This window comes from Rhizobium altiplani (assembly GCF_001542405.1).
GTDB classification, from domain to species: Bacteria; Pseudomonadota; Alphaproteobacteria; order Rhizobiales; family Rhizobiaceae; genus Rhizobium; species Rhizobium altiplani.
The window spans coordinates 36578-51699 of sequence record NZ_LNCD01000036.1 but is presented as its reverse complement, the minus strand read 5'-3'; the positions used below and the strand labels follow the sequence as shown (position 1 = coordinate 51699).

At 59.2% G+C, this 15122-nt stretch carries 14 protein-coding genes and 1 pseudogene; 10 read left to right on the top strand and 5 right to left on the bottom strand.

All coding sequences use genetic code 11. The features are described 5' to 3' along the window. Positions 1-46 precede the first annotated feature (46 nt). The 5 genes from AS026_RS07680 (at position 47) to AS026_RS07660 (ending at position 5279) form a co-directional block, all read left to right on the top strand. Positions 47-1612, top strand: a complete 1566-nt coding sequence (locus AS026_RS07680; protein ID WP_205634454.1) for a sugar ABC transporter ATP-binding protein — start codon at positions 47-49, stop codon at positions 1610-1612. Continuing rightward, positions 1612-2646, top strand: a complete 1035-nt coding sequence (locus AS026_RS07675) for an ABC transporter permease (protein WP_062369264.1) — start codon at positions 1612-1614, stop codon at positions 2644-2646. The genes AS026_RS07680 and AS026_RS07675 overlap by 1 nt, the downstream gene beginning before the upstream one ends. 20 nt (positions 2647-2666) lie before the next feature. Further along, positions 2667-3668 (top strand): dihydroxyacetone kinase subunit DhaK, encoded by a 1002-nt coding sequence (locus tag AS026_RS07670; protein WP_062369263.1) that lies wholly within the window; start codon positions 2667-2669, stop codon positions 3666-3668. A 4-nt stretch (positions 3669-3672) separates the two neighbouring features. After that, positions 3673-4320 carry a dihydroxyacetone kinase family protein gene (locus AS026_RS07665; protein ID WP_062369262.1) on the top strand — a complete coding sequence of 216 codons (648 nt, stop codon included), beginning with the start codon at positions 3673-3675 and terminating at the stop codon, positions 4318-4320. Between the two features lie 293 nt (positions 4321-4613). After that, on the top strand, positions 4614-5279 hold the full coding sequence (locus AS026_RS07660; protein WP_062369261.1) for an HAD hydrolase-like protein: 666 nt from the start codon (positions 4614-4616) through the stop codon (positions 5277-5279). A 7-nt stretch (positions 5280-5286) separates the two neighbouring features. Here AS026_RS07660 and AS026_RS07655 read toward each other — a convergent pair whose 3' ends face one another. Continuing rightward, a complete protein-coding gene (locus tag AS026_RS07655) occupies positions 5287-6249 on the bottom strand; it encodes a DUF808 domain-containing protein (RefSeq protein WP_062369260.1) in 963 nt (320 codons plus the stop codon). Positions 6250-7124: 875 nt separating this feature from the next. Here AS026_RS07655 and AS026_RS07640 point away from each other — a divergent pair. Both AS026_RS07640 and AS026_RS39465 read left to right on the top strand, forming a co-directional pair. Further along, positions 7125-7358, top strand: coding sequence for an AbrB/MazE/SpoVT family DNA-binding domain-containing protein (locus AS026_RS07640; RefSeq protein WP_062369297.1), 234 nt, complete (start codon positions 7125-7127; stop codon positions 7356-7358). Then, positions 7355-7669: pseudogene (locus AS026_RS39465) on the top strand (type II toxin-antitoxin system VapC family toxin); the annotation flags it as partial. The gene AS026_RS07640 and the pseudogene AS026_RS39465, both read left to right, overlap by 4 nt. Here AS026_RS39465 and AS026_RS07635 read toward each other — a convergent pair. From AS026_RS07635 to AS026_RS07620, 4 genes are all read right to left on the bottom strand, one after another. Further along, positions 7577-8506, bottom strand: coding sequence for a type IV toxin-antitoxin system AbiEi family antitoxin domain-containing protein (locus AS026_RS07635; protein ID WP_100248138.1), 930 nt, complete (start codon positions 8504-8506; stop codon positions 7577-7579). The pseudogene AS026_RS39465 and the gene AS026_RS07635 overlap by 93 nt on opposite strands. 35 nt (positions 8507-8541) lie before the next feature. Continuing rightward, entirely contained in the window at positions 8542-8907 is a 366-nt protein-coding gene (locus AS026_RS07630) for a GNAT family N-acetyltransferase (RefSeq protein ID WP_245307385.1), read from the bottom strand. A gap of 205 nt (positions 8908-9112) precedes the next feature. Next, entirely contained in the window at positions 9113-9604 is a 492-nt protein-coding gene (locus tag AS026_RS07625) for a MarR family winged helix-turn-helix transcriptional regulator (protein ID WP_245307386.1), read from the bottom strand. A gap of 51 nt (positions 9605-9655) precedes the next feature. Continuing rightward, on the bottom strand, positions 9656-10096 hold the full coding sequence (locus AS026_RS07620; RefSeq protein WP_062369256.1) for a MarR family winged helix-turn-helix transcriptional regulator: 441 nt from the start codon (positions 10094-10096) through the stop codon (positions 9656-9658). An 86-nt stretch (positions 10097-10182) separates the two neighbouring features. On the opposite strand from AS026_RS07620, the gene AS026_RS07615 reads away from it, so the two are divergent. The 3 genes from AS026_RS07615 (at position 10183) to AS026_RS07605 (ending at position 15115) form a co-directional block, all read left to right on the top strand. Further along, positions 10183-12003: a chloride channel protein gene (locus AS026_RS07615; RefSeq protein WP_062369255.1), complete on the top strand. Its 1821-nt coding sequence runs from the start codon at positions 10183-10185 to the stop codon at positions 12001-12003. A gap of 520 nt (positions 12004-12523) precedes the next feature. Continuing rightward, complete coding sequence (locus tag AS026_RS07610; protein ID WP_062369254.1) at positions 12524-13834, top strand: MFS family transporter; 1311 nt, start codon at positions 12524-12526, stop codon at positions 13832-13834. Between the two features lie 144 nt (positions 13835-13978). Then, the gene (locus AS026_RS07605) at positions 13979-15115 is read left to right on the top strand and encodes a helix-turn-helix domain-containing protein (RefSeq protein ID WP_245307384.1); all 1137 of its coding nucleotides are present in this window, start codon (positions 13979-13981) and stop codon (positions 15113-15115) included. Positions 15116-15122 lie beyond the last annotated feature (7 nt).

The following is a 15122-nucleotide window of genomic DNA, read 5'->3' as shown; positions in this document are numbered from 1 at the left end:
TTTACCTCCCGGCCGACCCGTCCGGCGCAACGACGCACCGGTCAGCATGAGGACAATTTCCGTGGCGGCACCAGCACATAACGCGCAGCATTCGGCTGCGCTCCTTGAACTTAGAAACATCCAGAAGAGGTTCGGCGGCGTTCATGCCTTGCGTGGCATCGACTTGACGCTCCAGCCGGGCGAAGCCTACCACCTTCTCGGTGAGAACGGGTGCGGCAAGAGCACTGTCATCAAAATCATGTCCGGGGCACACGCACCGACCTCGGGTGAGATCATCCTCGATGGTGAGACCTTTTCGTCGCTGACGCCGATCCAGGCGCTGGCTGCCGGTATCGAGACGGTTTACCAGGACCTGTCGCTTCTGCCCAACCTCACAGTCGCCGAAAACGTCGCGCTGAACGAGCAGTTGGTCAATGGCAACGGCCGCCTGGCGCGCCTCTTCGACCGCAAGCGACTGAAGGAGACCGCCGAACGGGCGCTCGCCGCCGCTGGGCTGCCGACCGACCGTTCTTTCCTGAACACCATCGTTTCCGATCTGCCGCTTGCGTCCCGCCAACTCGTCGCCATCGCACGGGCCATTGCGACCCGCGCCAAGCTCGTCATCATGGACGAACCGACCACGTCCCTGACGCGTCGCGAGGTGGACAATCTCATTCGTGTTGTCGAGCGCCTTCGCTCCGAAAATGTCGCAGTACTTTTCGTCACCCACAAGCTTGATGAATGCTACCGCATCGGGGGCCACGCTGTCGTCTTCCGTGATGGCCAGTGCGTCGCCCAGGGCCCCATCGCGAATTACAGCAAGAAGGAACTGGCCGAGCTGATGACCGGCCGATCCATCGACGCTCAGCGCTATCGTACGGGCAAGCCGTCCGATGCCGAACTTCTCAAGGTCGACCGCCTCATTGCTGATGGCGTGCGGGAGATGAGCTTTTCGATCAAAAAGGGTGAAATCCTCGGCATTACTGGTCTTGCCGATTCCGGCCGCAATGAACTTGCCATGGCACTCACCGGCGTCGCACCCGCGACAAGCGGCGTGGTGACGATCGAGGGTCAGACCGTTTCGGTACGCTCGCCCGCCGAGGCGATCGAGCGAGGCATCGGTTATGTGCCGGAGGACCGGCTCGCCGAAGGCCTTTTCCTCGGCAAGTCGATCTTTGAAAACGAGATCGCTCTTATCGTCTCGCGCCTTGCCAATTCTTTCGGCGTCGTCGATCGACAGGAGGGGCGCACCATCGCAGCCCGGCTCTCCGAGGAAATGCGGCTTAACACCAAGAATCTCGACCTGCCGGTCGGGGCGCTTTCGGGTGGTAACCAGCAACGCGTACTGATCGGCCGATGGCTGAGCATCGCGCCCAAGCTACTCGTGCTGCACGGACCGACCGTCGGCGTCGACGTCGGCTCCAAGGATACGATCTACCGCGTCATCCAGGGGCTCGCTGAAGCCGGCATGGGTCTTATCATTGTCAGCGACGACCTGCCGGAACTCCTTCAGAACGCAGACCGCATCCTCGTCATGAACGGCGGTCGAGTGGTCGCGGAAATGGATGCGGAGCAGGCAACTGAAGACCAGCTTTACAAGGCGATGCTGGCGACTACGACGGAGACCGTGTAATGAACGCTTCACGAACCGATGAACTCCACGGTGCCGACGGCCCGTCGCGTTCCTTCACTTTCGGTGAGCTGGTGCGCCGTCGCCCAGAGACCATCACCTTCCTCCTCCTGATAGCGATCGTTGTCGGTGTCGCCATCGCCAACCCGGCGTTCCTGCAGCCATCGACGCTCATTGATATCGGCCGCGCCAGTGTGGTCATGGGGCTTTTCGCGCTCGGGGTCTTCATTATCCTTGCGGCGGGCGGCATCGATGTGTCCTTCACCGCGATCGCGGCCTTCACCATGTACTCGATGACGGTACTGGTGCAGAGCTACCTGCCAGGCCTGCCCATCGTCGTCGTCATTCTGATGGCGACACTTGGCGGCGCGGTGCTTGGCATCATCAACGGCTTGCTCGTCCATCACCTGAAGGTGCCGTCGCTGATCGTGACCATCGGCACACAGTATCTCTTCCGCGGCTTCCTGCTCTCGTTCATCGGCACAGTCTGGATCATGTCGCTGCCACCGCAGATGGGCGCCTTCGGCCGCATGCCGCTCGTCCAGTTTCAGTCCGCCAATGGCGCGCTCATCACACTGCCGTTCTACTTCCTCGTTCTGCCCGTCGCGGCGCTCGTGACCTGGTGGATTCTGAACCGCACCCTGATGGGCCGTGCAATCTTTGCCGTTGGCGGCAATGCCGATATCGCAAGCCGTCTCGGTTACAGCCTGCGCACCGTGCATGTCTTCCTGTTCGGCTATGCGGGCGCCCTCGCCGGTCTAGCCGGCATCATCCATGTTTGCGCCAATCGGCAGGCAAACCCCTTCGATCTCGTCGGCACCGAGATCAACGTCATTGCCGCCGTCGTGCTCGGAGGGGCGCGCATCACCGGCGGCACGGGCACGGTCCTCGGCACTCTTCTCGGCGTGCTGCTGATCGTCGTGCTCAACAGCGTGCTCGTCATGGTCGGTATTCCCAGCACCTGGCAGCGCCTCGTCGTCGGCAGCTTTATCTTGCTGGCGGCCGCCTTCTTCGTCACGCGCCAGCGTAAGAAATAACCCAGTCCCGGAGGACCCCCGTGAAAAAATTCCTGAACGACCCCGTCAACTTCGTCGACGAGATGCTCGAAGGCATCTACAAAGCCCATCCCGCCGTCACCTATACAGCTGGTGACCTGCGCTGCCTCGTCGCCGCCAGGGCCAAGACAGGCAAGGTCGGCATCGCCACCGGTGGGGGCTCCGGTCACCTGCCTACCTTCCTCGGCTTCGTCGGCGACGGAATGCTTGATGGCGCGGCCGTCGGTGGGGTTTTCCAGTCACCCAGCGCAGAGCAGATGTACCAGGTCACAAAACACATCGATCAGGGCGCCGGCGTGCTCTACATCTATGGAAACTATACCGGAGACATCATCAACTTCGACATGGCGGCAGAACTCGCCGATCTCGACGGCATCGCCGTCAAACAGGTCGTCGGCAACGACGACGTTGCCTCTTCGGTCGTGGGTGAAGAACACAAGCGTCGCGGTGTCGCCGGCATCTTCTTCATCTATAAGGCTGCGGGCGCTGCCGCTGCAGAAGGTCTTTCACTGGACGAGGTCACGCGTGTTGCCGACAAGGCCCGCCTGCGCACCCGCACCATGGGTGTCGCGCTTTCCAGCTGCGTCGTTCCCGAGATCGGCCATGCCACCTTTTCTATCGGAGAAGATGAGATGGAAATCGGAATGGGCATCCATGGAGAGCCCGGCATCAGCCGCAAGAAGCTCGCGCCTGCCGATGCTGTCGTCGACGAGATGATGGAGCGCATCATTGCCGAAACCGACTACAAGTCCGGCGACAATGTCGCCGTATTGATCAACGGACTCGGCGGTACGCCACTGGAGGAACTCTATATCCTCTTCCGCCGCGTCTCGCAGCTTCTGGAAGCACGCAACGTCACAGCCAAGCATGTCTGGATCGGCGAGTTCGCCACGTCGATGGAAATGGCAGGCGCCTCCATCTCGATCCTGCATCTTGACGAAGAGCTGGATCGCCTCGTCGCGGCTCCCGCAAGCACGCCGTTCTTCAAGCACATCGCGGGGTGAGACCATGACGCTACAGACATTGAACGCCGCGAACATTATCGACCTCTTCAAGAGCTGGAAGGAGCTATTTGCCGAACAGCGCGAGTTCCTTATCGCGCTTGATGGCAAGGTAGGCGATAGCGACCTCGGCATTACCATGAGCAAGTCCTTCTCGGCCGCGGCGGAAGCGCTGGACGCTGAAGGCGAGGCAGCCGGTATAGCCAAGCTTCTGCGCACCGCCGGGGCGACCATGGCACGTACAGCTCCCTCCACGATGGGCACGTTGACGGCAACAGGGTTTCTCCGGGCAAGCAAGGCGGTGGAAGGCAAGGAAGCGCTGGATACCGCCGACATGGCAGCGTTCTGGCGGGCTTACCGCGATGGTGTTGCCGAGCGTGGCAAGGCCAAGGTTGGCGACAAGACCCTGCTCGACGTGCTGGATCCTGTCGCGACGACGCTGGAGGCGCATGCTGCTGCGGGCTCAGCGCTTCCAGACGCTCTAAGCGTCACGGCCGAGGCTGCCGAACAGGCGCTGGAAGCCACAAAGTCCATGCTGGCACAGCACGGCAAGGCGGCGGCATTCCAGGAAAAGACCGTCGGTCTGCAGGACGCCGGCGCCACGGTCGGCGCATTCCTGATCCGTCGGATGGCGGACTTCGTGGGGCGCCGATAGACGATAGGCAGTCTGCCTCGGTTAGCGTGTGACAACACAAGCAGTGGTCTGTATGGGTCGGTGCCGATTGAGACACCGACTTCGACCGGCTGCACCGGGTTGTGTGAACGAGACCCGAGTTGTCATTCTGCTCGACTGAGGTTTTAAGGACGCCCATCGGTGCCGGGAGCTGCTCATTTCTCACCGGTCCGCGTTGCCGAGCGGCGCCATTCCATCTGGCGTGGTTTCTTGGGGGTGTATTTCGGTTTCACTTCCGCTATTGCCCCTTCAGGAACTCAACGGAGAACTGCCTGGTGGTATCTGACCCTTCCGCAATCCTGCTTGATCTCGATGGGACGCTGATCGCGTCGGAACCCGGCATCCTCTCAAGCTGCCGTGCTGCTCTGCGCGCGCTCGGGCATGCAACCGATCCAGCGATGCACATCGCATCGATCATCGGTCCACCGATTGAAGACGTCATGTCTTACCTTCTTAAGCAATTAGGGGATGATCGCGTCGCAGAAGCTGTCGATGCCTACCGGCAGGATTACGGGGCTGGCGGCCTGCTCCTCAGCGAGGTTTATGACGGGATACCGCAGGCTCTGCGGGCAATGAGCCGGTCCGCAAGGCTGTATTTGGCCACGTCGAAGCGCGAGACGTTCGCGCGTAGAATCCTTGAGAATAAGGGGCTGGATTCGCAGTTCGCCGGAATTTACGGATCGACGCCGACTGGCGATATCGACCATAAGCCGGAACTGATCGCCCATATCCTGCGGGAGAACGGCCTCGACCGCGATCGCTGCGTCATGGTTGGGGATCGCCGGTACGACATCGCCGGTGCGCATGCGAACGGAATCCGATCGATTGGCGTCCTTTGGGGCTACGGGACGAAAGAGGAGCTGGAACACGCCGGCGCGGATCTATTGATCGAAACGCCGGCGGAGCTCGCCGAAGCGGCCACTCGAGAAAGAATTAAGTGACACCCACTCACGGATTTTGAGGTCGGAACCGCCTGATCAACCGGGCCGACACATGCACCAACACAATGGTCATGCCGCCGATCAAAATCGCCAGCACTGCCTGAAGCGCGGATGTGGTCGTCCAATGCAGAACCCCCGTGAGATAGGCCGACACGGCACCGACGCCGACTGCAATCGTGTCAATGAAATGTTCCGGTCCATGGAAGCCCAGTTGGGCCATTCCGTGGACGAGAATGCTGCCGCCCACCCAGAGCATGGCGGCGGTCCCAATCATTGCGAGGATGCTGAGAAACAAGGGGACGCCGATAACGAGGCCGCGGCCGAACGCTCTGACCAAGCCGACTGAGGAAGTAGCGAGCGCGAGCCCTATGTCGTCCGCCTTCACAATGAGGGCGACAACGCCGTAGACGGCCAAGGTGATGAGGATGCCGACGGACGCCAGGACAGCAGCTTGCGTGTAGATATTGGAAGCGGCGACGTTCGCGAGGGTTAGTGCCATGATTTCTGCTGAGAGTATAAAGTCCGTTCTGATTGCGCCCGCGACCTTCTGGTTTTCCAACGCGACCGGGTCGGATGTTCCCATCACTGCCGCCTCATGCTTGTGCGCGTCGTGTGGGGCAATCGCTTCATAGAGCTTTTCGGCTCCCTCGTAGCAAAGATAAACGCCCCCGACCATCAGTAGCGGCGTGATCGCCCAAGGCGCAAAGTAGCCGAGAAAAATACACGCCGGCAGAAGAAAGAGAAGCTTGTTCTTCAAGGATCCGAGGGCGATCTTCGCGATAATTGGCAATTCTCGCGCTGGCGACAGGCCAACCACGTATCTCGGTGTTACCGCCGCATCGTCGATCACGACTCCCGCCGTTTTCGCACCTGTTTTTGCTGTTTGAGCGGCGATATCATCCAGTGACGCAGCCGCAAGTTTCGCAATTGCGGCGACGTCATCGAGCAGTGCGAGAAGTCCAGTTGCCATAGGTGCTTTTCCATTCGTCCAGATACAGTGGAACTATCTAGGAGCAATTTCGGTTTGGATAGCCTGCCGTAATGACTTTGTCGCAACGCGGCTTCGGAGGGGCTCCCGCCGCCGCAGAGGAGGCCAACGATTTGAAGTATTTCAGCTTTGTGGCGCCGGCGAATCCCGATGCCTTAGCTGCCCATGGCGAAGTCAGACAAGACCCAAGTGTAATCGAGCCCCCGAGCAGCGTGTGGGAGACGCTGCCGGTATCGAACTGGCTATCAAGCTGATTGTTGATCTGCTAGGCGCGCATGTTCTCCGTCACCACGGTCGTCGGCCAGCTGCCGTCCGTGTTGACGAGGATGCGATTGAGAGAATGTGCCTTCACATCCGTATCACCACCGCGCGCATTCTGCCGGAATGTCAGACCATTGTCGCGGCAGGCCGCCGAGCCGAGATTGCCGAAAGGCCGCCTTTGGTCGCTTCACGAATACAATCAACTACCGATCTGCGGAACACTCGAATAATGCAAGCTTAAACCTTAATGGAGTTTTCTTCCGCTGGCGATGGCGATCCCACCGTTTGTCTGATGAGGAAAGTCCGGCGGACTAGGGCGGTGGGCTTGCCCAAACACAAGATGTCGGGGAAGCCGACCTCCGCCCGTCGTTTGGGGAACGGGCACTGCGCGCGAGCATAGGTAAGGATTGCGAACGCACATTCCATGTTCGCAACGTGTAATGAGGCGTTCATGCCCTGGAACTTCAGACCTGACGCCATTAGCTAACCGCTTAGTTTTGAGCGGTTTCCGGCTAATAGTCGGATGGGACAAATATCTTGAAATCGGAATCAGACAGCAATACCCAATCAAGGAAAGGTACTACGAGGCGCACAGCATGACAACGACAGTAACAGGCAAGGGACAGGTGACAATCCCGAAAGCGGTGCGAGAACTGCTTGGCATTGTGCCCGGAAGCGAGGTCGACTTCCGTCGAGCTGCGGATGGTAGCATAGTGCTGACAAGGGCTGATAGACAGCAACCTGCCAGCCGCTTTCAAAAGCTTCGGGGGCATGCCGGAAAAGGGCTCGATACGGATGCGATCATGGCACTCACGCGTGATGAAGCGTGACGCTTGTCGACACGAATGTCTTGCTCGATCTTGTGACCAATGACTCGACCTGGGCAGACTGGTCGGTCGAGCAACTTGAGACGGCCAGTCTTGCCGGTCGATTGTTGATCAATGATGTAGTCGATGCCGAACTTGCGGTTCGCTATGAGCGGATCGAGGAACTTGATACGTTCATAGACGAAGCGGGACTGGTAGTCGCGCCCATTCCGCGAGCCGCGCTATTTCTCGCCGGAAAAGTATTCACACGGTATCGTCGAGCCGGTGGTTCTCGTACGGGAGTCCTGCCGGATTTTATCGTTGGCGCCCATGCCATTCGGGGTCTCCGTTGGCATCAAGTCGGCCGGGACTGTAATGCGGTAGACAGGGTGCAGCCGGCCGCCCGGCGTCAGCGCCCGGTCACCCTTGCCTAGATCGACGGAGGAGATGTCGATGTGCCGGCGCCAGGCATAATTATGCTTGTCGGCAAACACGAAGAAGAGGCGTTTCGTTTTGACACTTCGGCATAGGGTGAGGAGCGTCGTCAGCAGTCTCGGGCGCAGATTGGCAAGGCTCTCGAACGCCACGTCCAACTTGTGGAAGCTTTCGCCCTTCGGAACCTCGTCGAGCATTTCGAGGATCGCTCGTTCGGGTGAGGACATCGGCATCGGCCAGCGCCATGGGCTTTGTGCCAGCTCCGGATCCTCGTCGTTGGAAAGGTCGAAATCCGCGTTTTCAACGCCAATCGCTCCTTCGCCGAACAGGACGTGGCTCCTGGTCTTCACATCGGCGTCCGTCCGCAGCTTCGATAGCCATGCCGGGATATCGGATCCGTAGAGATAGAGGGCGAATTCGCCGCCGAACGACAGGTAATGAGCATGTCCCCGCAAGGCGAGGGAGCTTGCTCCACCGACATGAAATTTATGCCTCATAAGCCCGACGGCCGAGAGCAGGGGTATTTTCCAGCCTCCGACGGCTTCTGGATTGGTGTCCGAGGAAAACGGGCGGCGGTACACGCCCGACATGACCGGCTCGAGCCAGCCCTGTTTGACATAGCCTGAGACGGACTGCCTCGAGATGGCATGACGCGCCATCCATCCCGAATGCACCAGGAAGCCAGGGGGGACTTGCTGGAGAAGCTGCTTTAGTTTTGTCTCTGATTGTCCACTCATGTTTGACATTATGGCATAAAGTTAAAGACGCGGGCTCAACCGACGAGATCCTTGATCGTTGCAACAGGCAGGAACATCTGCATCGGCATAGAGGGAAAAGGCTGAAACCCGTATCCGATATAGAGGTCCTTGCACTGCTGCGTTTTTCCGGGGTCTCCGCACTCGAGTACATCCAGGACGATGACGGCCGTGCCGATCTGCTCCGCAATTCGGACAATCCGTTGGAGGCAATCGGCAAGAAGAATGCCGCCGTATCCACCGCCTGTGAATCGTTCGTCGCGACCGACCATGGAGATGTACGCGGCAGGTATCGCGCCGTGTCCCGGACGATTGCGGGCGAATTTCTCCGGTAGTTCGTCGTAATAGATCGAATGAGCGTTGCCTCCGCCGTCAGCACCCAAACACGAAGATTATCTGCCTTCGTGAGCTTGTTGGCCGTCTTCTTGATAAAGTTATCGACTTGGCTAACGCCACACGAAAAAGCCGCCTTGATAGACCAGGTCGACAGCGGCCCCCACGCAAATGCCTCGGATACAGACATCGAGGTATATATGTGCCGCCCTGATGTGAGGCTTCTTGCATCGGATCCCGTAGTAAGAGGTGCGGCTATCGACTCTTTACGTTTGACATCCATGTTTCAAACGGATTGCTTTTCTGACTACCTATGTTCGCGCGACCATTTAGCTCAACTCCATCCTGGAGGCCGTGCAGGATGGCAATCAGCCGTGGCGCCATCTCGCGAATCTCGCTCAGATGAATAGCCGTCAGCCGTTTGAGGACCGCTTCGGCCTTCTGGGTCAGCGCAAGCGTGTGGCGGCGCTTGTCGTTGGGATCGACGGTGCGCGACACATGTCCCGCCGCCACCAGCCGGCCGACGAGTTCGGTTGCCGAATGCGGCGCGATCAGCAGCCGCCCGGCAAGCAGGCCGACCGACATCGCTTCCTCGCCGTGGTGGCCCTTGATGGCGAGCAGGGCCTGATGCTGCTGCACCGGCAATCCTTCTTCGTGGGCGGCCGAGGCACTGAAATCCATGAACTGGCGCAGTGCATGGCGCAGGTTGGACAGCGCCTCGTAATCGGCATCCGTCAGATCGTCCATCTGCTTCGTGGCCATCAATCCCCTGCCGTCATTGGCTTGCCGCCGGCAAGATCATTGCATCCATGCCGCCATCTCCATCCGTCGGTGATCCTGCAGCGCGCGCAGCGCCTGCATCAACTCCGGCGCCATTTCCCGGATCTCATAAAGATGGGCAGGCGTCAGTCGACGCAATAGCTCTTCCGCCTGATCTGTCAATCGAACAACGATGCGGCGCTTCGGCTTGACGACGACGGTCAGAAAGCCGCGGGCTTTCAATCCTTCCGTCAGTTCCGTGGCCGAGGCAGGCGCCAGAAACAGCTTTTCCGCGAGGCTGGAAACGCTCATTTCGCCACGGATCCCCAACCCCTTGATGGCGAGAAGCGCCTGATGCTCCGGTGGTGAAAGGCCGAGACGACTGGCCACCCCGGCGCTGAACTGGCGGAATTTGCGGATCCGATATCTCAGATTGGCAAGTGCCTCATATTCGGTCTCTGACAGGGCTTCCTTAGGCATCGGCCTGCTCCTCAAAGCATGACTTGCATTAGATCGTAATACGATATATCTGGCGCCTCATTGCCAGCCTGTCAACAGGATCCCCCATGTCCCCACAAAATACCCACCGGCCGCATGATTTCATGGGCGGCCTTTCGCGGCGCGAAGCCGGAGACTTCACCACCGACAAGCGCGTTATCGCTCTGATCGGCATGGCGCTGATCGTCGGCACCGGCGGCGCTTTTGCCGCCTGGGTGCTGGTCAGCCTCATTTCGCTGGTGACCAACCTTGTCTGGTTCGGCCGCCTTAGTACCCATGCCGTCTCGTTGGCAGCGGCACCGCGCTCGGTCTGGATGGTAGTAATCCCGGTTCTCGGCGGTCTTATCATTGGCTTGATGGCTCGTTTCGGCTCGGAGAAGATCCGCGGCCACGGCATTCCTGAAGCAATCGAGGCGATCCTGATCGGCGGCAGCCGGATGTCGCCAAAGGTGGCGATCTTGAAGCCGATTTCCTCGGCAATCTCGATCGGAACCGGCGGCCCTTTCGGCGCTGAAGGCCCGATCATCATGACCGGCGGCGCGATTGGTTCGCTCTTTGCCCAATGCTTTCACCTGAGTTCGGCCGAGCGCAAGACGCTGCTGGTCGCCGGTGCCGCGGCAGGCATGACTGCGATCTTTGGTTCGCCGATCGCCGCGATCATGCTGGCCGTTGAACTACTGCTGTTCGAATGGAAGCCGCGCAGCTTCATTCCTGTCGCCGTCGCCGCCTGCGTGTCGATCTGCTGGCGCCCTTTCCTGTTCGAAGCCGGTCCTCTCTTTCCAAGACAATTCCACATGGATCTGCCCTGGTGGGGTATCCTGCTCTGCGCCGGAATGGGCATCCTCTCCGGCCTGCAGTCGGGCATCCTGACAACGCTTCTTTACAAGATTGAAGACCTGTTCGAAGCGCTGCCCATCCATTGGATGTGGTGCCCGGCGCTGGGCGGGTTGATCATCGGGCTTGGCGGGCTCATAGAACCGCGAGTTCTCGGCGTCGGCTACGATATCATCGATGGTCTCCTGAACAGCAGCCTGCTGCCACAAGCGGTGCTGACCATCCTGTTGGTCAAGGCGGCGATCTGGCTCGTGGCGCTGTCATCGGGCACCTCGGGCGGCGTGCTGGCGCCGCTCCTGATTTTCGGCGGTGCGCTCGGCTGGCTTGTCGGACTTGTCCTGCCGGGCGATCCGGGCTTCTGGGCGCTGCTCGGCATGGCGGCGATGATGGGCGGCACGATGCGAGCGCCGCTGACCGGCACTTTCTTCGCCGTCGAACTGACCGGCGATGTCCAGGCGCTGCTGCCGCTGCTGGCGGCAACGGTGGCGGCCTACGCGGTCACCGTTCTCCTGCTGCGCCGCTCGATCCTGACGGAAAAAATCGCCCGCCGTGGCCAGCACATCACCCGCGAATATGGCATTGATCCCTTCGAATTTGCCCGCGCGCGTGACGTCATGATCTCCAAGGTCGATAGCCTCAGGGCCGATATGACCGCCGAGGAGGCGATCGATTTTTTTGCCACGCGATCGAAGGCGCACCGGGTCTATCCGGTGGTCGATGACCTAGGCATCCTCAAGGGTCTGATGTCGCGCGGTGACGCTCTGCGCTGGCAGCAGGAACGTGTGGAGCGCAGTCAGCCGCTCTCCGATCTGGTGTCTGATAGCTCCGTGCCGCTTGCTCACCCCGATGACACGGCCGGCTACGTTGCCGATCTGATGCTGGCAGCCGATGCCGGCCGCATTCCAATCGTCGATCCCGATAACGGCCAGCTCGTCGGCCTCGTAGCCCGCAAGGACCTGTTGAGGCTCCGTCATTCCCTAAGAGCAAGCGAAACGGAGCGGCGGCCATATTTCGGACGCGCCGTCGGTTCGGGACGCGAAGTGCCTACGAGATGATCAGCTCTGACGTTAAAAGGGACGATTTCCGTCCACCATTTAACAACGTTCTTCGGTTGTCGCGGCCATCGCCCGGTTCTTCAGAACTTGGCGGTGACAATTATATCGGTCGTCCAGGAATCTCCCGGGCTGGTGACACTCTAAGGCATTCACGGTGTGCGTTGATGTTGTCGCCGAACGCGCTACGTCTGAGAATTTCGGCCCTGTGGCAGACTTCCGCGTCAGTCAGCCGCGGCGTCAAATTGTCTTTCCGTTGGTGGACGCGCTCGTGCCGGGTGGAGGAATGTCATCCTTGAGAAAGGCGATGCCGGACCGAAGCCCGCGTTGCCGTTGGCGCGAGACGCGACCGGAGGAAGATCAGATCGATTACTTGGAGTAGCACTCCGTGATCAGCACCAGGTACCGTGCAAAATAATGGTTTCGCTCTCCCCTGACGTGTGGCATTCTGCAACTGATATTAATTAATCAACGTGTGGTTGATAAACCCGCTTCGGCAACACCTTTCGAACTCGGAGAGCCCATGACTTCAGTTCCCCTATCGCCTGACGCAACAGATACGAGGCGACGCGTTTTTGCAATCATGGCGAGTGCTTCGGGCAACCTTGTTGAATGGTATGATTTCTATGTCTACTCGTTCCTAGCACTCTATTTCGCGTCGGAGTTTTTCCCGGAAGGCGACGCGACCAGTCAATTGCTGAATGCTGCTGCTATCTTTGCTGCGGGCTTTCTCATGCGACCGATCGGGGGATGGTTGTTTGGGCGCATTGCCGACCGGGTGGGCCGCAAGCGTGCGATGCTGATTTCGGTCACCATGATGTGCGGCGGATCCTTTGTTATCGCCATTTTGCCGACCTACAGCTCGATCGGCATCTTCGCGCCGCTTCTGCTCCTTCTCATGCGCCTCATCCAGGGGCTTTCTGTGGGCGGCGAGTATGGCACGACCGCGACCTATATGAGCGAGGTAGCGCTTGCCGGTCGCCGCGGTTTCTTCGGCTCATTTCAATATGTCACCCTGATCGGCGGCCAGCTGCTCGCCGTGCTCGTCCTTGTCATCCTACAGCAGTTCCTTGACGAAGCGCAGCTGCGTGCATGGGGTTGGCGCATTCCCTTTGCTATCGGCGGTGTGGCAGCCGTGATCGCGCTCTATCTGCGAAGCTCGCTCCAGGAGACGTCGACTGAAGAGACCCGCACGATGCAGGAGGCGGGGACGCTGAGTGGCCTCCTGCGCAACCATTTACGCGCGTTTCTCATCGTCGTCGGCTACACTGCCGGGGGATCGCTGATTTTCTACACGTTCACCACGTACATGCAAAAATACCTCGTCAATACCGCCGGCTTCGACAAGGAGGTCGCAAGCCTGACGATGACGACGGTCCTGTTCGTCTACATGCTGATGCAGCCGCTCTTCGGGGCCATGTCTGACAGGATCGGCAGGCGCAATTCCATGCTTTTATGGGCCGGCCTTTCCATTCTGACGACCGTTCCATTTCTCACCGTCATAGGACGCACCACCAACGCATACAGCGCCTTTTTCCTCGTCACGGGCGCCCTTGTAGTCGTCAGTCTCTACACGTCCATTAGCGGTATCGTAAAATCGGAAATGTTCCCGGCACAGGTACGAGCACTCGGTGTCGGCTTCGCCTATGCGATCGGCAATGCGCTCTTCGGCGGAACGGCGGAATATTTCGCGCTTTGGTTCAAGTCAATCGGTCACGAGAGTTGGTTCTTCTGGTACGTGACCGCAATGATGGTAATTGCGCTGATCGCCGCCATTCTCATGCCCGATCCACGGAAAAAAGGCTACCTGCAGGGTGAAGGGATGATAGATTGATCTTGACCGCGCGACATCGCCTATGCCTTCTCGTCATCGAGAAAAGTGAAGTCGATCGTAAGCGCCGTTTGCCTCGCACACGCGCCTTGCTGTTTCGAGTAATACCGCCGTGACAGAGATGGCAACAATGCGCCTTTGCGGTCATTGAAGAAAACAATCTATCCTGTATCGTCGCTGGTACAGGAAAAAGTGTCACTTTCAGCGATGCCTTCGATACCTTTGCCATTTGTCATATCCCTTCTTCTTTGCCTCATCCTCTTTCGGACGATGCGGCAGGCGGAACATAGACTCGGCCTGTTCCCCCTGCTCATTGCAACGTTTGCCGCTCAGGCGATGCTGTCGGGTTTGAATTGGAACCTGGGTTGGTATCCCGCGCGTCTCATTCAGCCGGTCGTTGCGGCGATCCTCCCAGCTCTATGCTTTGCCGCGTTCAATCAGCTGCGACGCGATAGGCTCGCAACGTCCAATGATATCCTGCCGCACCTGCTGCCTGTGATCCTCGTTGCCATTCTCGTCACCCTATGGCGTGCTCCAATCGATATCGTCCTTTTTGCCACCTACCTCGGTTACGGCCTTGCACTTCTCAAGATTGCCAAAGAGGGGCCGGACGCGCTTTCCTCTGTACGCATCGCTGATGAGTGGACTGCTCACAAGGCGCTTGTCGCAGTGGCGGTCATGCTGGTCGTGACGTCCTTCATCGACGCCATTGTCGCGGTTGATTTTTTCCTCGGAAAGGGCGAGCAGGGCCGAATGGTTCTTACGATTGCGAGCGTTTTATGGCTGGCCATTGCCGGTTACGCCGCCACTGTTGCGGACAAGGCCCGTCCCGCTGATGAGGGGAATGCGCTTTCGGAGGATTTCGACCATTCCTCATCCGCACAGCAGGTTCCTTCGGATGCTATGGAGGATAAAGCGATAGCAAATCACATCGATACATTGATGCGGGAGCAACATCTTTATCGTGACCCAGACCTGACGTTACAGCGTCTCGCAAGGCGCTCAGGCATTCCAGCACGCCAGATTTCCGGCGCTTTGAACAGAACTTTCGGTCGGAACGTCTCGCAGGTCGTGAACGAATATCGCGTGAGCGATGCCAAACAGCGGCTGGTGACGACACGCGATCAGATAACGACAATCATGCTGGAGTCTGGGTTCGGTACAAAATCAAACTTCAATCGAGAATTTCTTAGGGTCACGGGCATGACTCCGAGCCGTTATCGGAGCTCTGGAGGTGAGAGTTCTGCTGCGTCCGGTCTGCCCAAAGAAGCTTCCATTCGATAGCCCCCCG